Origin of the sequence: Micromonospora violae, assembly GCF_004217135.1 — a bacterium.
Lineage (GTDB): Bacteria > Actinomycetota > Actinomycetes > Mycobacteriales > Micromonosporaceae > Micromonospora > Micromonospora violae.
In genome coordinates, this window is record NZ_SHKK01000001.1 from 78,521 (window position 1) to 96,646 (window position 18,126).

The 18,126-nt window shown below is 72.2% G+C and carries 16 protein-coding genes and 1 pseudogene; 15 read left to right on the plus strand and 2 right to left on the minus strand.

Annotated elements, in window-relative coordinates; all coding sequences use genetic code 11:
* The first annotated feature begins 43 nt into the window (after positions 1-43).
* The 9 genes from EV382_RS00350 to EV382_RS00390 all read left to right on the plus strand — a co-directional run bounded on the left by EV382_RS00350 (position 44) and on the right by EV382_RS00390 (position 9,775).
* Positions 44-2,881, plus strand: coding sequence for a Na+/H+ antiporter subunit A (locus EV382_RS00350; RefSeq protein WP_130399682.1), 2,838 nt, complete (start codon positions 44-46; stop codon positions 2,879-2,881).
* Positions 2,878-3,357, plus strand: a complete 480-nt coding sequence (locus tag EV382_RS00355) for a Na(+)/H(+) antiporter subunit C (RefSeq protein ID WP_130399683.1) — start codon at positions 2,878-2,880, stop codon at positions 3,355-3,357. Before EV382_RS00350 ends, EV382_RS00355 begins: the two co-directional genes overlap by 4 nt.
* Positions 3,357-4,862 carry a Na+/H+ antiporter subunit D gene (locus EV382_RS00360; protein WP_130399684.1) on the plus strand — a complete coding sequence of 502 codons (1,506 nt, stop codon included), beginning with the start codon at positions 3,357-3,359 and terminating at the stop codon, positions 4,860-4,862. The genes EV382_RS00355 and EV382_RS00360 overlap by 1 nt, the downstream gene beginning before the upstream one ends.
* Positions 4,859-5,467 carry a Na+/H+ antiporter subunit E gene (locus EV382_RS00365; RefSeq protein WP_130399685.1) on the plus strand — a complete coding sequence of 203 codons (609 nt, stop codon included), beginning with the start codon at positions 4,859-4,861 and terminating at the stop codon, positions 5,465-5,467. The genes EV382_RS00360 and EV382_RS00365 overlap by 4 nt, the downstream gene beginning before the upstream one ends.
* On the plus strand, positions 5,464-5,727 hold the full coding sequence (locus EV382_RS00370) for an MrpF/PhaF family protein (protein ID WP_130399686.1): 264 nt from the start codon (positions 5,464-5,466) through the stop codon (positions 5,725-5,727). The genes EV382_RS00365 and EV382_RS00370 overlap by 4 nt, the downstream gene beginning before the upstream one ends.
* Complete coding sequence (gene mnhG / locus EV382_RS00375) at positions 5,727-6,086, plus strand: monovalent cation/H(+) antiporter subunit G (protein WP_130408267.1); 360 nt, start codon at positions 5,727-5,729, stop codon at positions 6,084-6,086. Before EV382_RS00370 ends, mnhG begins: the two co-directional genes overlap by 1 nt.
* Positions 6,087-6,257: 171 nt before the next feature.
* Complete coding sequence (locus tag EV382_RS00380) at positions 6,258-7,613, plus strand: hemolysin family protein (RefSeq protein ID WP_130399687.1); 1,356 nt, start codon at positions 6,258-6,260, stop codon at positions 7,611-7,613.
* A 52-nt stretch (positions 7,614-7,665) separates the two neighbouring features.
* Entirely contained in the window at positions 7,666-8,730 is a 1,065-nt protein-coding gene (locus EV382_RS00385) for a hemolysin family protein (protein ID WP_130399688.1), read from the plus strand.
* A 115-nt stretch (positions 8,731-8,845) separates the two neighbouring features.
* Entirely contained in the window at positions 8,846-9,775 is a 930-nt protein-coding gene (locus EV382_RS00390) for a sporulation protein (protein ID WP_130408269.1), read from the plus strand.
* Between the two features lie 137 nt (positions 9,776-9,912).
* Here EV382_RS00390 and leuE read toward each other — a convergent pair whose 3' ends face one another.
* Positions 9,913-10,584, minus strand: coding sequence for a leucine efflux protein LeuE (leuE, locus tag EV382_RS00395; RefSeq protein WP_130399689.1), 672 nt, complete (start codon positions 10,582-10,584; stop codon positions 9,913-9,915).
* Entirely contained in the window at positions 10,584-11,828 is a 1,245-nt protein-coding gene (locus EV382_RS00400; protein ID WP_130399690.1) for a bifunctional pyridoxamine 5'-phosphate oxidase family protein/GNAT family N-acetyltransferase, read from the minus strand. The genes leuE and EV382_RS00400 overlap by 1 nt, the downstream gene beginning before the upstream one ends.
* Positions 11,829-11,863: 35 nt before the next feature.
* Between EV382_RS00400 and EV382_RS00405 the strand changes: the two genes are divergently transcribed.
* The 6 genes and pseudogenes from EV382_RS00405 (at position 11,864) to EV382_RS00430 (ending at position 17,830) form a co-directional block, all read left to right on the plus strand.
* Positions 11,864-13,204 (plus strand): aminotransferase class I/II-fold pyridoxal phosphate-dependent enzyme, encoded by a 1,341-nt coding sequence (locus tag EV382_RS00405; RefSeq protein WP_130399691.1) that lies wholly within the window; start codon positions 11,864-11,866, stop codon positions 13,202-13,204.
* Between the two features lie 244 nt (positions 13,205-13,448).
* A pseudogene (locus tag EV382_RS00410) lies at positions 13,449-14,189 on the plus strand (UdgX family uracil-DNA binding protein); the annotation flags it as partial.
* A 105-nt stretch (positions 14,190-14,294) separates the two neighbouring features.
* Complete coding sequence (locus EV382_RS00415) at positions 14,295-15,689, plus strand: MFS transporter (protein WP_130399693.1); 1,395 nt, start codon at positions 14,295-14,297, stop codon at positions 15,687-15,689.
* Between the two features lie 5 nt (positions 15,690-15,694).
* Positions 15,695-15,895 carry a DUF3046 domain-containing protein gene (locus EV382_RS00420; RefSeq protein ID WP_130399694.1) on the plus strand — a complete coding sequence of 67 codons (201 nt, stop codon included), beginning with the start codon at positions 15,695-15,697 and terminating at the stop codon, positions 15,893-15,895.
* A 184-nt stretch (positions 15,896-16,079) separates the two neighbouring features.
* Positions 16,080-17,126, plus strand: a complete 1,047-nt coding sequence (recA, locus tag EV382_RS00425) for a recombinase RecA (protein ID WP_130399695.1) — start codon at positions 16,080-16,082, stop codon at positions 17,124-17,126.
* A 14-nt stretch (positions 17,127-17,140) separates the two neighbouring features.
* Positions 17,141-17,830, plus strand: coding sequence for a regulatory protein RecX (locus tag EV382_RS00430; RefSeq protein WP_130399696.1), 690 nt, complete (start codon positions 17,141-17,143; stop codon positions 17,828-17,830).
* Positions 17,831-18,126: the final 296 nt, after the last annotated feature.

Sequence of the window (18,126 nt, forward strand, 5' to 3'; positions counted from 1 at the left end):
CCACCGCTGCCACGGGCGTCGGCCATGTCGATCGGGAGCGCAGGTGCTGGTACTGCTCATCCTCCATCTCGTGGCGGCCCTCGCCGCGCCCCTGCTCGTCCGCTGGTGGGGTCCGCGCGCGTGCTACCCGCTGGCGCTTGCGCCGGCCGCCGCGTTCGGCTGGGCGGTGGCCCGCACCCCGGCCGTCGCCCACGGCGGGGCGGTGGTCGAGACGTACCCGTGGATCCGGCAGTTGGATCTCGACATCGCGTTGCGGGTCACCACGCTGTCCTGGTTGATGACGCTGCTGATCGGCGGCGTCGGCGCGCTGGTTCTGGTCTACAGCGCCCACTACTTCAGCGAGGGCTCTACCGGGTTGGCGCGCTTCGCTGCGGTCCTGGTCGCCTTCGCCGGCGCGATGCTTGTCCTGGTCTTCGCCGACGACCTGCTGCTGCTCTACGTCGGCTGGGAGCTGACCACGATCTTCTCGTACCTGCTGATCGGGCAGAGCACCGAACGGCGGTCCAGCCGCTGGGCGGCGGCGCAGGCGTTGACCGTCACCACGCTGGGCGGCCTCGCGATGCTGGTCGGCTTCATCATGCTCGGCGAGCACGCCGGCACGTACCGCTGGTCGGAGATCAGCGCCCAGCCGCTGCCCGGCGGCGGTTACCTGGTGGGTGCGGTGCTGCTGATCCTGGCCGGTGCGCTCTCCAAATCGGCGGTGCTGCCGTTCAGTTCCTGGCTGCCGGTCGCGATGGCGGCACCCACGCCGGTGAGCGCCTACCTGCACGCCGCCGCCATGGTCAAGGCGGGCGTGTACCTGGTCGGGCTGCTCGCGCCGGTGCTCGCCACGGTTGGCCCGTGGCGGCCGGTGGTGCAGGTCGCCGGGGTGGCGACCATGCTGCTGGGTGGGTGGGCCGCGCTGCGTCAGACCGACCTCAAGCTGCTGCTGGCGTACGGGACGGTCAGCCAGCTCGGCCTGCTGGTCGCGGTGACCGGCTCGGGCACCCCGGACGCCGCCCTGGCCGGCACGGCGATGCTGCTGGCACACGCCCTGTTCAAGGCGGCGCTGTTCCTGGTCGTCGGCATCATCGATCATGCCGCCGGCACCCGTGACCTGCGCGAACTGTCCGGGCTGCGGCACTGGTCCCGGCCGCTGTTCGTGGTCGCCGTGCTGGCCGCCGCGTCGATGGCCGGGGTGCCACCGCTGGTCGGCTTCGTGGCCAAGGAGGCGGTGTTCGACGCGTTCACCGACCACCCGGTGCTCCTCGCCGGCCTGGTCGCCGGGACGGTGCTCACCGTCGCGTACAGCGCCCGCTTCCTCTGGGGCGCGTTCGCCGACCGGGCCGGTGTGGAACCGGTCCCGCCGAAGTCGATCGCCGCGTCGCTGCTGGTCCCGCCGGCGGTGCTCGCCGGTGCCGGCCTGCTCGCCGGCCCGGCCGCGAGCGTGCTGGACGACCTGCTGCGTCCGTACGCCGATCTGCTCGGGGGAGTCGACGCGCACCTGGCGCTCTGGGCCGGACCGACCCCGGCGCTCGGCCTGTCCGTGGTGGCGCTCCTCGGTGGCGGCCTGCTCTTCGCGGTGCGTGGGCCGCTCGCGCCGGTGCTGGCCCGGCTCCGGTCACCGGTCGGGGGCAACCAGGGGTACGAGTGGGTCGTGGGCCGGTTCGACCGGCTGGCCATTGATGTCACCGGCGCGACCCAGCGCGGCTCGCTGCCGCAGTATCTGGGTGTCATCCTGCTCACCCTGGTGCTGGTACCGGGCGCGGCGATGCTCTCCGCCACCCCCTGGTGGTCGCGGATTCCGCTCTGGGACAGCCTGCTGCAACCGGTGGTCGTGCTGGTGATCACGGTGGCGGCGGTGCTGGCGGTCGGTGCCCGTCGTCGGCTCACCGCCATGCTGCTGGTGGGCATGACCGGCTACGGCACGGCGATGCTCTTCGTGCTGCATGGAGCGCCCGACCTGGCGCTCACCCAGTTCCTGGTGGAGACGTCGACGATCGCGGTCTTCGTGCTGGTGCTGCGTCGCCTGCCGGAGCGGTTCTCGGCCCGCCCGCTGCGCCGTAGCCGCTGGGTCCGTCGGGCGATCGGGGCAACTGCGGGGGTGGTGGCCGCCGGGTTGGCCCTCACCGCCGTCGGTGCCCGCCGGGCACCGGGCATCTCCGCCGCCTTTCCGGATCTGGCGGTGGCGCACGGGTACGGCCGCAACGTGGTCAACGTGACCCTGGTCGACATCCGGGCCTGGGACACGATGGGTGAGTTGGCGGTGCTGGTGGTGGCCGCGACCGGAGTGGCCAGCCTGATCTTCGAGCGTTCCCGCACCGGCCCGCGGCCGCGCCGACCCGAGCCGGGCCAGCGGGTGAGCAGACGCGGCCGGGCGGTGTGGCTGCGCGGTGGCCCCACTCTCCACGAGGAGCGCCGCTCGATCGTGTTGGAGGTGGTCATCCGGCTGATCTTCCACACCGTGGTGCTGTTCTCCCTGTTCCTGCTCTTCTCCGGGCACAACGCGCCGGGCGGCGGGTTCACCGGCGGCCTGGTGGCGGGTCTCGCCCTGGTGGTCCGCTATCTGGCCGGCGGCCGGTACGAGCTGACCGAGGCGGTCCCGATCGGTGCCGGCCCGATTCTCGGTGCCGGACTGGCCATGGCGGTGGGCAGCGGCGTGGTGGCCCTGCTGCTCGGTGGGTCGGTGCTGGAGAGCGCGAAGGTCGACCGGGCTCTGCCACTGATCGGTGACGCCCACCTGGTGACGTCGATCTTCTTCGACATCGGCGTGTACCTGGTCGTGATCGGGCTGATGCTGGACATCCTGCGCAGCCTCGGGGCCGAGGTGGACCGGCACATCGAGGCCACCGGAGCGGCCACGGGTGGGCTGGCCGTCGACAAGGGAGACCGGACATCATGACGAGGGGCGACGCGGGGCCGACGTTGGTGCTGGTGCTGGCCGTCGCGGTCCTGGTCGGGTGCGGGGTGATCCTGCTGTTGGAGCGCAGCCTGACCCGGATCCTGCTCGGTGTGATCATGCTCGGCAACGGGGTGAACCTGCTGATCCTGCTGGGCGGTCGGTCGGGCGGGGCGCCGATCGTCGGCACCGGGCCGGTGGGGCGGATGAGTGATCCGTTGTCGCAGGCGATGGTGTTGACCTCCATTGTGATCACCTTCGGGTTCACCGCGTTCCTGCTCGCGGTGGCGTACCGCAGTTGGTATCTCTCCGGCGACGACGAGGTGCCCGACGACCTGGAGGACCGGCAGATCATCCGCCGGGCCGGGCGTAACGAGGTGGGCGCGGTCGACCGCGGTGGGGAGGGCCCGAACGGTGACCCGGAGCAGGTCGATCCGGAGCCGGCCCGGCGTCGGCTGCGACGCGGGGATGAGGTGTGATGCGCGCGCTGGTGCCGTTGCCGGTGGTGGTGCCGCTGCTCGGTGCGGCGCTGACCCTGCTGCTGGCCGGGAAGCCGCGACTTCAACGCTTGACCAGCGTGCTGTGCCTCGGTGGCACGCTGACCGTGGCGGTGCTGCTGCTGGTGCAGGCGTACCGGTACGGGCCGGTGGTGGTGGCGGTCGGGGGGTGGCCGGCGCCGGTCGGCATCGTCCTGGTGGCCGATCAACTCGCCGCGCTGATGCTGGTGGTGTCCTCGGCGGTGACCCTCTGCGTGCTGCTGTACTCGATCGGCCAGGGTCGCAGCGAGACGAGCGAGATCTCCCCGGTGTCGATCTTCCACCCGACGTATCTGGTGCTCACGGCGGGCGTCACCAACGCGTTCCTGGCGGGCGACCTGTTCAACCTCTTCGTCGGGTTCGAGATCCTGCTGGCGGCGAGCTTCGTGCTGATCACCCTGGGTGGGACCGAGACCCGGATCCGGACCGGGTCGACGTACGTGGTGGTCAGCATCCTCTCCTCGATGCTCTTCCTGACGTCGGTGGGCCTGGTGTACGCGGCCACCGGCACGCTCAACCTCGCCCAGCTCGCCCAGCGCCTCGACGAGTTGCCCGGCGGCGTCCGGTTGACCCTGGAGCTGATGCTGCTGCTGGCGTTCGCGATCAAGGCGGCGGTCTTCCCGCTGTCGGCCTGGCTGCCGGACAGCTACCCCACCGCGCCAGCCCCGGTCACGGCCGTCTTCGCGGGACTGCTCACCAAGGTGGGCGTCTACGCGATCATCCGCACCGAGACGTTGCTGTTTCCTGGTGGGCGTGCCGACGTGCTGCTGATGGTGGTCGCCGGGTTGACCATGGTGATCGGCATCCTCGGTGCGGTGGCCCAGTCCGACATGAAGCGACTCTTCTCGTTCACCCTGGTCAGTCACATCGGCTACATGATCTTCGGGGTGGCGTTGAGCACCGCCGCCGGGCTCTCCGGCGCGATCTTCTACGTGGTGCACCACATCACCATCCAGACCACGCTGTTTCTCGTCGCCGGGCTGGTCGAGGAGCGCGCCGGCAGCACCGACCTGCGCCGCATCGGCGGGCTGGCCCGGGTGGCGCCGCTGCTCGGTGTGCTCTTCTTCGTGCCGGCCATGAATCTCGCCGGAGTGCCACCGTTCTCCGGTTTCCTCGGCAAGATCGGCCTGCTCCAGGCCGGGGTGGCGGCCGGCGGGCCACTGCCCGGGGTGCTGGTCGCGGCGGGCACGCTGACCAGCCTGCTCACCCTGTACGTGGCGTCCCGGGTGTGGAACATCGCCTTCTGGCGCGCGCCCCGGTTGGCCACCAGCGAGCCGGTCGTCCGGCTGCCGAAGCTCATGGTGGGCGCCACGGTTGCCCTGGTCGCCCTCGGGCTGGCGTTGACCGTGCTGGCTGGTCCACTCTTCGACGTCACCGCTGACGCGGCCGTGGACCTGCGCCTGCGTACCCCGTACGTCCGTGCCGTGCTGCCCGGCGGCGTACCGTGACCGGCTCGCCGCCGACGGCCGGAACATCCCGACGGCCGGGAGCGCTGCGGCGCCGGCTCGGGCGCTGGCGGGACCAGGCCGTGGCGCTCGGCTGGCTGGTGGTGGTCTGGACCCTGCTCTGGGGTGACATCACCTGGGCGAACCTGGTCGGTGGCCTGCTGGTGGGCGGGGCCGTGCTGGTGTTCTTCCCGCTGCCGGCGGTCAGCTTCGGTGGCCGGCTGCGACCACGGGCGCTGCTGGCGTTCGCGGGCCGGTTCGTCATCGAACTGGTCAACGCGAGCCTGCACATCGCCTGGATCGCCGTGCAGCCCGGCTACCGGCCGCGCGGGGCGATCATCGCGGTCCGGTTGCGGATCGCCACCGACCTGAACCTGGCGCTCACCGCCGAGGCGGTCTCGCTGGTGCCGGGCACGCTGATCCTCGAGATAGACCGGGACTCGGGGACGCTCTACCTGCACGTCCTGGACACCCACGACCGGGCGGACCTGGACGTGGCCCGGGAACACGCGCTCGCCGTCGAGCGGCGAATCGTCCGCGCGGTGGGCTCCAACGCCGAACTGCGCCGCCTCGACGTCACTCCACCCGGAAGGGAAACCCGCCCGTGACCACGTTCCTGGCTGTCGTCCTCACCGTGCTGCTGTCGATCACCGCGCTCCTCGCGCTGGCCCGCCTGTACCGCGGCCCGTCGCTGGTGGACCGGGTGATCGCCGCGGACATGCTGCTCGCCACGATGGTCGGCGCGGTGGGCGCCGAGGCGGCGGTCAACCGGCACCCCACCACCCTGCCCGTGCTGGTGGTGCTCTCCCTGCTCGGTTTCGTGGGCTCGGTGTCGCTGGTCCGCTTCGCCGTCCGGGAGCAGCGGTGATCGCCACGATCGCGGACTGGCTCGGCGCCGGCTGCGTGGTGGCCGGAGCGCTGCTCGCCCTGGCCGCCGCGATCGGCGTGCTGCGTTTCCCGGACGCGTTGTCCCGGATGCACGCGGCCACCAAGCCGCAGGTGCTCGGGGTGCTCCTGCTGCTGCTGGGCCTCGCGTTGCGGCTGCGGTCCCCGGGGGACCTGGGCATGATCCTGCTGGTGGCGGTCTTCCAGTTGGCGACCGCGCCGGTCGCGGCGCAGATGATCGGGCGGGCCGCGTACCGGTCGGGGCGGCTCGACCGGAGCCTGCTCGACGCCGACGAACTGGCCGAACGCGGCTCGGGCGGTGGGTCGGCGGGGTCGGCGTGACGACCGGTGAACCGGACGATTCGCTCCTTCGGCCCACCCTCAGCGGAGTCCCAGCCAGCGCCGATAAAATGGCGGCATGATCGACTCTTCTGCCCAGGAGGGCAGCAGTAGCCAGCCGGGTCGTGCCCGGCATATCCCCGCACCGACGACCCCGGGAGCCCTGAGCAACCCGTGCTGATCGTCGTTGGTCTCCTTCTGATCATCATCCTCACTGCCGCCACCGGCTACTTCGTGGCGCAGGAGTTCGGCTACGTCGCGGTGGACCGGGGCAAGCTGCGCCAGCTCGCCGATGACGGCGACCAGGCCGCCGCCCGGGCCCTGACCGTCACCAGTCGGCTCTCCTTCATGCTCTCCGGCGCCCAACTCGGCATCACCGTCACCGCACTGCTGGTCGGTTACGTCGCCGAGCCGTACCTGGGCGGTGGGCTCGCCGACCTGCTCGGCGTGGCCGGCGTCAGCGAGGCGGTCAGCCTGCCGCTGTCGGTGGCGTTGGCCCTGGTCATCGCCACCATCGTGCAGATGGTCCTGGGTGAGCTGGCCCCGAAGAACCTGGCCATCGCCCGGGCCGAGCAGTTGGCCCGGGGGCTGAGCCGATCCACCCTGATCTACCTGGCCGTCGCCGGGCCGCTGATCCGGCTCTTCGACCGGGCGGCGGTCCGTCTGCTGCGCCGGGTCGGTATCGAACCGATCGAGGAGCTGCCCAGCGGTGCCACCCCGGCCGACCTGGAGCAGATCATCGCCGAGTCCCGCGAGGAGGGCAGCCTGGACGCCGAGACGTCCACGCTGCTCGACCGAGGTCTGGACTTCCGCGAGCTGACCGCCGGCGAGGCCATGGTGCCCCGCGTCGACGTGCACACCCTTCGGGCGCACGAGCCGGTCAGCCGGGTGGTCGAGCTGTTGGACACCGGCCACTCCCGCTTTCCGGTGCGCGGTGCGGAGGGCGTCGACGACCTGCTCGGCATCGTCGGCATCGCCGACGTGCTCGGCGTACCCCCGGAGGAGCGCGCCACCACCCCGGTGAGCGCGGTGGCCGGGCCGCCGCTGCTCGTACCGGAGACGTTGCCCCTGCCCACGGTGCTCGACCGCCTGCGGTCCGGGCACCGGCAGATGGCGTGCGTGGTCGACGAGTACGGCGGCTTCGCCGGCGTCATCACGCTGGAGGACATCGCCGAGGAGCTGGTCGGCCCGATCCGCGACGAGGACGATCCACCGGAGCGGGCTCCGGCCCGGCAGGACGACGGGTCCTGGGTGGTGCCGGCCCGCTGGCGGATCGACGAGGTCGCCGACAGCACCGGCATCGCCCTGCCCGAGGCCCCCGAGTACGACACCCTGTCCGGGTTGGTGATGCGGGAGCTGGGCCGGGTGCCGGAGGTCGGTGACCGGCTGGAGATCAGCCTGCAACCCGAGGGGACGGACGGCGAGGAACACGACGCGGAGCCCCGGGCGCTGGTCGAGGTGCTGGCCGTGGACCGGCACGTGGCCGATTCGGTGCGGTTGCAGTTGACCAAACCCGGGGTGACCGCATGAGCGCGAGGAACGAGCTTGTGAGCCCCGCGGTCGCGACTGAAGGAAAGCACCGATGAGCCCCGGGATCGCGCTGTTCAGTTCGGTGATCCTGCTGGCGCTCAACGGGTTCTTCGTGGCCGCCGAGTTCGCCCTGGTGGCCAGCAAGCGGTACCGCCTGGAGCAGGCGGCGGCGAACGGCGGTCGGGCCGCCCGGGCCGCGCTGGACGGCGTCCGCGAGCTGTCGCTGATGCTGGCCGGCGCGCAGCTCGGCATCACGCTGTGCACCCTGGGTCTCGGCGCGCTGGCCGAACCGGCGATCGAGCACCTGGTCAGCCCGCTGCTGCACGCGGTGGGCCTGCCGGACGCGGCGAGCCACCTGGTCAGCCTGATCTTCGCGCTGGCGCTGGTGACCTTCCTGCACCTGGTGGTGGGGGAGATGGCGCCGAAGTCGTGGGCGATCACCGACGCGGAGCGTTCGGCGACACTGCTCGCGCTTCCGTTCCGGGCCTTCGCGCGGGTCTCCCGACCGGTGCTCTCCGCGCTCAACGCCCTGGCCAATTCGATCCTGCGACTTCTCGGGGTCACTCAGCAGGACCAGCTCGCCCAGGTGCACGGCCCGGACGAGCTGCGCATCCTGCTGGAGCAGTCCCGTGAGCACGGGCTGCTCGGCGCCGAGCAGCACCAGTTACTGACCAGCATGCTGGAGTTGCAGGGCACGTCGGTGGCGCAGGTGATGGAGCCGTTCTCCACCATGGTCACCGTCCGCCGGGACGACCCGGCCGAGCGGATCGAAGAGGTCAGCCGGGACAGCGGCCGGTCCCGGCTCGCGGTGCTCGACGAGGCGGGCGACGTGTGCGGGCTCGTGCACGTCCGGGAGGCGGTACGGGTGGTCACCACCGGCCGGGTCGCCAAGGCCGGTGACTTGATGACGCCCGCGTTCACCCTGCCCGCGACGTCGTCGGTCACCGAGGCGGTGACGGCGATGCGGGCCCGTCAGTCACAGCTGGCGTTGGTGCGCAACGGCGGTGGGCCGGCCCGGCCGATCGGCTTCGTGGCGCTGGAGGACCTCCTGGAGGAGGTCATCGGCGAGTTCGACGACGAGACCGACACGGTGCCGCGCGGGCGGCGGATGAGGTGAATCGGATGGGTGGTCACTTTCCGCCGAAGTGGGGGTGACCGCCCGCCTGGTCCGCGAGAGTTGAGGTGACCTCACAGCGGGTGGGGTTGTGGAGCCTGACCTGGCGGAGGGCGCGGTGCGGCTGACCGGAGTGTCCCCGGAGTCCGGTCGGACCGGGCTCTCCGTGCAGACCACGCTCCCCAACCCGAGCACCCGCCCGGGCCTGCGCCTGCCCGGGCGGGTGACCCTCGCAGCCGGCCCCGATGACGTGCTGGTGCGGCACATCCGGCTCGGCCTCGTCACCACTGTCGAGCCGGATGACCCGGCGGCGGCCCGGCGTCTCGTGCAGTTCTACCAACAGCCCATCGCCGGCCGGTTCGTGGTGCCGGCCGGTCGGCGGCGGGCGGTCGACTTCGCGCTTCCGCTGCCGTGGGAGACCCCGGTGACCATCTTCGGCGGGGTGCCGCTGCTGAGCCTGCGGATGGGCCTGCGGACCGAGGTGTCGCTCGACCCCGACCTGGATCAGGGGGCCATGGTGCCGGTCTTCGTGCACCCGATCCCCACCCAGCAGCACGTGCTGGCGGCGTTGGACACGCTGGGCTTCATGATCCGCCAGTCCGGGTTGCAGGAGGGTGGTCTGCCGGGGGTGGAGCACACCCTGCCGTTGCACCAGCGCTGGGGTTACTGGGTGGGGCCGCTCTACGCCGGCCCGATCACCGAACTGGAGGTGATCTTCGTGACCAACTCGGCGGGTCTGGAGGCGATCCTCTGGGCGGATCGCCGGCTGGCGCTGGCCGGAATCACGCACCAGAGCATCAGCCGGTTCCGGATCTGGCACGAAGGCGCCGACCGGCGGGACTGGGTCGCCACCGTGGACGGCTGGATCCGGCAGGCGATCAACCGGCATGCCACCGCGGCCGCGCACGCCGACTGGTCCGCGCAGATCGCGGGCTCGGCCCACGTCAGCCGCCACCCCGACGAGCCGGTCCGACCCGGCTACGGCCTGGGCGGCACCGCCGGCAGCGCCGGTGTAGGAGGAGGCGGCTCCGGCGGCGACGGCACCTGACGAGCCCTCCCCCCCCGTCGCCCCCGCCCCCGTCGATCATGGACTTGTGGTGGGATGAAAATCCCGTATTGCACCTTTTGCGAGGCACCACAACTCCATGATCGACCCGTGCGGAGCGGGGGTGGCGCGGGGCGGGGTTAGCCGGCGGTGGCGGTGGCCAGCTTGAGGCTGAAGGCCAGGAACAGTGCTGCCACGGCGGTGGTCCCGCCGGCGGCCAGCCGGCGACGTTGCCGGAACTGGGCGGCCAGGAAGGTGCCCGCGAAGATCAACGCGGTCAGGTAGAGCGCGCTGGTCACCTGGGCGATCAGGCCGAGGAGCAGGAACGACAGCGCCGGCCAGGCGTAGCCGGGGTCGACGAACTGGATGAAGAACGAGATGAAGAACAGGATCGCCTTCGGGTTCAGCAGGCTGATCACCAGCGCCTTGCGGAACGGGCTGCGCATCGCCGCCGGCTCCGCGGCGTCGATGAGCCGCGGCGTGCTCGGGTCGTTGCGGTCGCGCCAGCGCCGCACGGCGCCGAGCAGCATGGTCACCCCGACATAACCGAGGTACGCGGCACCGGCGTACTTGATCACCAGGAACAGCGGCGGGTACGCCTTGAGCAACGACGCCACCCCGGCGGCGGAGAGGAACATCAGCACCCCGTCGCCGACGAACACGCCCCCGGCGGCCCGGTAGCCGACCGCGACACCTCGTTTGGCCGCCGTGGAGAGCACGAAGAGTGAGTTCGGCCCGGGCAGCAGGATGATGGCCACGGTGCCCAGCACGTACGTCCAGATGTCGGTGATCCCCAGCACGCCCGCCATCATCACGCCACCGGTGCCGTTCGCAGAAGTCTTTCTCGCAGCCGGGCCTGTGCCGTCGGCCACTCGTCGACGGTCATCGCGTACTGCACGGTGTCCCGCCAGGAGCCGTCCGGGCGTTGCCGGTGCATCCGCAGGACCCCTTCCCGGGTGGCGCCGAGCCGTTCGATGGCCGCCTGGGAGCGGACGTTGCGGATGTCGGTGTGCCAGGCCACCCGCACCGCCCCCAGGTCGTCGAAGGCCCGGCCGAGCAGCAGCAGTTTCGCCTCGGTGTTGATGCCGGTACGCCACCAGGGCCGGCCGAGGAAGGTGTGCCCGATCGCCACCGCCCGCCGCTCCGGGTCGATCTCGTAGTAGGACGTGCTGCCCACCACCGCCCCGGTGGCCGCGCACCGCTGCACCCAGGCCACCCGCTCACCGCGGTGCTGGGCGGCCAGGGCGGTGGCGATCACCGCGGCGGTCCCGTCGGGCGCGGTGGGCGGCGCCACGCTGAGGTGCCGCCACACCTCCGGGTCTGCGGTGGCGGCGTGCAACTCGTCGGTGTGGTTCAGGTTCAGCGGCTCCAGCCGGACGTGGTCGCCGTGCAGCGGCACCGGGTCGTGCCACCGCGTGCGGGCCGTACGCAGGAACGCCGGCAGCGGTGCGGTGACGCCGGCGTCCGGCTCGGGTTGTCCGGGGGTCAACCGCAGCGGCAGCACGCCGGCCCAGTACGGCAGGTCCAGGTCGGCCTCGTCGTCGCGGACCCCGCCGGTGCGGGCCCGGACGGACACCTCACGCAGGGGCAGCGCCAGTACGGCGGTCTCGGCCAACTCGCGGCGGCTGGGCGGGCGGGTGTTCGTGCTGCGTCCCGCGCCGACCTTCTCGACCAGCGCGGTGAGCATGGCGCGCTTCTCCCGCTCGTCGGTGACCAGTCGGGCGGTGCCGTGCGCGACGACCGAGCGGTAGTTGGCGCTGTAGTGGAACTGGGAGCGGGCGTAGACCAGCCCGTCGAGCAGTGTCACCGCGACGCAGACGGGCAGCCCGTCGTCGCCCCGGGCGGCGAGCAGTGGCCGGCTGCCGGTGGAGCCGTGCAGGTAGAGCGTGTCACCGATGCGGACGTGCAGGGTGGGCAGCACCCGCGGCTGGCCGTCCACGGTGAAGCTGAGCGCGCAGTCGTACGCCTCGTCGAGCACAGCGTGGGCGGCGGCCCGGTCGTAGCTCATCCTGTCGCGGGAACGGTGGGGTGTGGTCCGGGCGGTGGGTGGGTACATCGCGCGCCCCTTTGTTCTAGTACAATCTCGTATTTGTGCCAGCACACTATCAGCTCACCGGTACGACAGCCGTCGAGATTTCGGCCAGCATCGAGTCGGGCATCCGCTCCGGCGCCCTGTCGCCGGGAGCCGCCCTGCCGCCCGTGCGGGCGCTCGCCACCGAGTTGGGGGTCAGCCCCGCCACCGTCGCCCGCGCCTACCAGGAGCTACGCCAGCGCGGTCTGCTCGCCACCGCCGGTCGGCACGGCACCCGGGTCCGCCCCCGCCCGCCGGTGGCCGCCCGCCGATCCGCGCTGCGTCCCCCACCGTTGCCCGGCACCCGGGACCTGTCCCGCGGTGAACCCGACCCCCGGCTACTCCCCCCACTGGGCCCGCATCTGGCGGCGCTCGCCGCCCACGGCGGCCCGTCGGTCGGCTACTCCGACGCCGGAGTGCTGCCCGAACTGGCTGAGGCGGCCCAGGCCCGGCTGCGCGCCGACGGCGTACCGGCCGGCGAGTTGACTCTCACCGGCGGTGCGCTGGACGGCATCGAGCGGCTGCTCGGCGCTCACCTGCGCCCCGGCGACGCGGTGGCGGTCGAGGACCCGGGCTGGGCCAACCTGCTCGACCTGGTCGCCGCGCTCGGGTTGCGCCCGATCGGCGTACCGCTGGACGACGAGGGTCCGTTGGCCGACGGGGTGGCCGCCGCGCTGGCTGCCGGAGCGCGGGCGCTGATCGTCACCAGCCGGGCGCAGAATCCGACCGGCGCCGCCGTCTCCGCGGCCCGCGCCGAGGCGCTGCGGACGCTGCTCGCCGGCCGACGGGACCTGCTGTTGATCGAGGACGACCACGCGGCCGAACTGGCCCGCGTACCCCTGCACCCGCTCGCCGGTGCGACCGCGAGTTGGGCCTTCCTCCGCTCGGTGAGCAAGCCCTTCGGTCCGGACCTGCGGCTGGCCGTGCTGGTCGGCGACGAGACGACGGTGGCCCGGGTGAGTGGCCGTACCCGGGTCGGCGCCGGCTGGGTCTCCACCGTGCTGCAACGCCTGGTGCTCGCCCTGTGGCGGGACCCGGCGGTCACCGAGTTGGTGCGACAGGCGGCGGAGAGCTACGAGCAGCGGCGCACGGGGCTGCTGGCCGCACTCGCCGCGCACGGCCTGACCGCGCACGGGCGCAGTGGCATCAACGTCTGGCTGCCGGTCGCGGACGAGACCAGCACGGTCACCGCGCTCCGCGACGCCGGTTGGGCGGTGGCACCCGGCGTTCTCTACCGGATCGCCGCCCCGCCCGCCCTGCGCATCACCGTCAGCTCGCTGGACACCGCCGACCTGGCCCCGCTGGCCGCCGCCCTGGCCCAGGCCGAGAACCCACCGCCCTCCTCAGGCTTTCCCACCTGACCTCGCGCGACCGGGGGTGGTCGGCGCAGAAAGTGCAGATCGCCAAGATTCGGGACGGTGTGGACGGGTATGCAGGCGCCCGGAGGTGTGGGACATGGCGTCTGGCGGGTCTCGTAAGGGTGTGTGGATCGCGGTGGCAGTGGCGATCATCATTATCATCATCGTGCTGATCGCGATCGCGTCCGGCGGGGACGGAGGCGGTAACGGGTACTGACGCGAAGCGGCCGGCGCGTCGGGGCGCAACCGGCAGCGAGTATCGAACGGGTATATAACAGTCGGCATGGCCGAGCAGACCGGAAGCGCTCCGGGCGCCCAGCGGTTCATTCCGCCCGACGCCGACACCATCGACGACCTGCGCACCGCCGCCGGCGGCTGCCGGGGCTGCGAGCTGTACCGGGACGCCTCGCAGACGGTCTTCGGCCGAGGCGACGAGAGCGCCCGCGTGGTCCTGGTCGGCGAGCAGCCCGGCGACATGGAGGACCAGAAGGGGCTGCCCTTCGTCGGCCCGGCCGGACGCCTGCTGCGCCGGGCGGTCGACGACGCCGGGCTGGACCCGGGTCACCTCTACCTGACAAATGCCGTCAAGCATTTCCGCTTCGAGCAGCGCGGAAAGCGGCGGATCCACCAGACCCCGGACCAGACGCACATCACCGCCTGCCGCCCGTGGTTGGTCGCCGAGTTCGCCCGGCTGCGTCCGGAGATCGTGGTGGTGCTCGGCGCGACCGCCGCCAAGGCGCTGCTCGGTCCGTCCTTCCGGGTCACCCGCCAGCGCGGCGAGCTGCTGCCCTGGCCGGAATCCGCCCAGCACCCGGCCGACTTCACCCGGGTGCCGGTGGACAACGCCGGAACGCGGGCGGACGCGCCGCCGGCTCGGCTGCTGGCCACCATCCACCCGTCCGCCGTGCTGCGGGCCGACGACCAGGACAAGGCGTACGAGGGATTGGTCGGCGACCTCACCGTGGTGACCCGCGCCCTACCCGGATAACGGGGAGATCGAGGACGGTCCGCTGGCGCGGCGGGCAGGCGGGCAGGCGGGCGGGTGGCGGCGTGGGTGCGCGAGGATGAGGCACCCCCGACGTGAGGAGCGCCGATGGCCAGCCACCTGACCGCGCCGCGTACCGCCGCCCGACCCGACGTCACGTCGATCCAGCGGCGCACCCTGCGACTGCTCTTCACCACCCAGATCATCGGCGGGATCGGCGTCACCATCGGTATCGCCGTGGGCGCGCTGCTCGCCGCACGGATCGCCGGGACCGCGGTGGCCGGTGTCGCGCAGAGCGCCGGGGTGGTCGGTGCCGCGCTGCTCGCCGTCCCGGTCACCCGGATCATGGCGCGGCACGGTCGCCGGCCGGGCCTGGTGCTCGCGTACACCGTCGGCGCTGTCGGCGGTGCGCTGGTGGTGCTGGCCGCGGCCACCCGCTGGGTGCCGCTGCTCTTCCTCGGCATGCTGCTCTTCGGCGGTGGCACCGCCGCGAACCTTCAGGCCCGCTACACGGCCGTGGACCTCGCCGAGCCGGCCCGTCGGGGGCGGCAGCTCTCCCTGATCGTCTGGGCGACCACCATCGGGGCGGTGGCCGCGCCGAACTCCGCCGCGCTGGCCGACCGGGTCACCACCGGCTGGGGGTTGCCGCCGCTGGCCGGCCCGTTCGCGTTCAGCGCGGCCGCGTTCGTGCTGGCTGCCGTCGTACTCCTCGGGTTGCTCCGGCCGGACCCGCTGCTCACCGCGCGGCGGCTCGCGGCGACCGCCGCCGATCCGTCGCCGGCCGCCGACGCGACGGCGACCGCTGTGGCGGCCGAGGCGCCGGCGGACGGTGGCCCGACCCGTGGTGGTGCGACCCCGGCCGCCGCGCCGGCCGGGGTGCGCGCGCCGCGCGGCGCCGGGATGTGGGCGGCCTGGTCGGTGGTACGCCGACAGCCCGCCGCCCGACTCGGCATCGCCGCCGTGGCGGTGGGCCACCTGGTGATGGTGGCGGTGATGGCGATGACGCCGGTCCGGCTCGGTGAGTCGCACGCCGACGCGGACGTGTTGCGGCTGGTCGGCATCGTGCTGAGCCTGCACATCGCCGGCATGTACGCGTTCTCCCCGGTGGTCGGTTGGCTCACCGACCGGTTCGGTCGACGGGCGGTGATCCTCGGTGGGGTCGGGCTGCTGCTGGCCGCCTGCGCGGTCGCCGGCACCGCCGGGCACCACACCCCTCGGCTCTCGATCGGTCTGGTCCTGCTCGGGCTGGGCTGGTCGGGGACGATGGTGGCCGGCTCGACCCTGCTGTCCGAGTCGGTGTCGGCGGGGGTGCGGCCGAGCGTCCAGGGGCTGTCCGATCTGATCATGGGGTTGGCTGGGGCCGGGGCCGCCGTGGTCAGTGGGTTTGTCATGCAGTTCGCCGGTTATCCCGTGCTCACCCTGCTCGCGGCGGTCGCGGTGGTGCCCCTGGTGGCGCTAGCGTTGCGCCCGGTGCCGACCGGGGCGCCGGACGAGGAGGGCTGATCACTGTGCGGCTGACCGACTTCTGGGCGCGGTTGGACGAGGCGTTCGGGCCCGGCTACGCGGCCAGCATCGCCCGCGATCAGGTGCTGTCGCAGCTCGGCGGGCGGACCATCGAGCAGGCCCTGGCGTCGGGGGAGCAGACGCAGGTGGTGTGGCGGGCGGTCTGCGCCGCGTACCCCGACCGCGTGCCCGCCCGACTACGCTGAGCAGCCTTTTCGCCGGTTCCGCGTGTCGCTTGTCGAGTCGTACACCTGTTCGGCTATTGTCCACAGCGGGGTGCTCGTCCACAGCTCGCGGCCCGTCGGCTGGTTTTCTGTCGGACCTAGCGCCTAGCGTGTCCGCGTGACGCGAAGCTCAGCAAAGACGCCGGCGAAGGCAGGGGTGGCAACCATGGCAGCAGGGCCTGACCGGGAGAAGGCACTCGACCTTGCTCTCGCTCAGATCGACAAGCAATTCGGCAAAGGCTCGGTGATGCGGCTGGGGGAACGGCCGGTCATCCAGACCGCCGTGATCCCGACCGGTTCCATCGCCCTCGACGTGGCGCTCGGCGTGGGCGGTCTGCCGCGTGGCCGGGTGGTCGAGGTCTACGGTCCCGAGTCCAGCGGTAAGACCACGGTGGCACTGCACGCGGTGGCCAACGCCCAGCGGGCCGGCGGCATCGCCGCCTTCATCGACGCCGAGCACGCGCTCGACCCGGAGTACGCGAAGGCCCTCGGTGTCGACACCGACGCCATGCTGGTCTCCCAGCCGGACACCGGCGAGCAGGCGCTGGAGATCGCGGACATGCTGATCCGCTCCGGCGCTCTGGACATCATCGTGATCGACTCGGTGGCGGCCCTGGTGCCGCGCGCCGAGATCGAGGGCGAGATGGGCGACAGCCACGTGGGTCTCCAGGCCCGACTGATGAGCCAGGCCCTGCGGAAGATCACCGGTGTGCTCAGCAACACCGGCACCACGGCGATCTTCATCAACCAGCTGCGGGAAAAGATCGGTGTCATGTTCGGCAGCCCGGAGACCACCACCGGTGGTCGGGCGCTGAAGTTCTACGCCTCGGTCCGGCTCGACGTGCGACGCATCGAGAGTCTCAAGGACGGCACCGACGTGGTCGGTAACCGCACCCGGGTCAAGGTCGTGAAGAACAAGGTCGCCGCCCCGTTCAAGCAGGCCGAGTTCGACATCATGTACGGCAAGGGCATCTCGCGCGAGGGCTCGCTGATCGACGTCGGCGTGGAGCAGGCGATCATCCGCAAGTCCGGAGCGTGGTACACGTACGACGGCGACCAGCTCGGCCAGGGCAAGGAGAAGGCCCGGGAGTTCATGAAGGAAAACCCGGACGTGGCCGCCGAGATCGAGAAGAAGATCCTGGAGAAGCTCGGCGTCGGGGTCGGCGCGGGTGACGCCGCCGGTGGCCCGGAGCTGCCGCCGGTCGACTTCTGACCGGTCGCTGACCCATGGCAGGACGACGCGCCCGTACGGGGCGGGGCTGGGATGCCAGTCCGCCTCGTACGGGCGACGCCACCGACCCACCCCGCCCTCGACGAGGCCGCCGGGGTGGGTCCGAGGAGGCCGCCGTCGAGTCTCCGCCCCGCGACGAGTCCGAGGTGGCCCGCGAGATCTGCCTGCGCCAGCTCGCCGTCCGCCCGCGCACCCGGGCCGAGCTGGCCGGGGCGTTGGCCAAGCGGGGCATCTCCGAGCAGGTCTCGGCCGAGGTGCTCGACCGGTACGACGAGGTCGGCATCATCGATGACGCCGCGTTCGCCCGGGCCTGGGTGTCCAGCCGGCACGCCGGGCGTGGTCTGGCCCGCCGGGCGCTCGCCAACGAGCTGCGCCGCAAGGGCGTTGACGGCGAGGTGGCCACCGAGGCGCTGGGTGAGCTGGACGAGGAGACCGAGGCGGACACCGCCCGTGCCCTGGTGGAGCGCAAGCTGCGCACCGCCCGAGGTGAGCCGGACGCGGTCTTCCGCCGGTTGGTGGGCATGCTGGCCCGCAAGGGCTACCCGCCTGGCGTGGCCATCCGGGCGGTGAAGGACGCGCTCGCCGCGCAGAGCGCCGAGGCGGCCGAGTTCGCCGAGCAGATTGACGCCGACGCGCTCGCCGACGCCGAGGGTGAGATGGAGCGCGACAGCCGCTCGTCCGACTGACGGTTAGGCCCGGGTTGAGCAGGCCTGACGTGTTCGGCGGCCCGTACGCATCGTGGATTTTGTCCGCTCCTGTCCGGCGAGATGTCAGCGTGGCGTGACGATTCAACTTCTCTCCGTTCGGGGGGTTTGATCATGAGTCCTTGACCGAAGCACCCCCGGCGACCTAGCCTCGCCATACAGGCTCACATTGCCCGACCAGCGCAGGCTAAGCGCACAACATAGATCGCGTAACAGAACAGCATCACTTTGGCCGACTCCGCGGCCTTTGGCGGCAGTTCCGGACAGGCCGGTCCGGA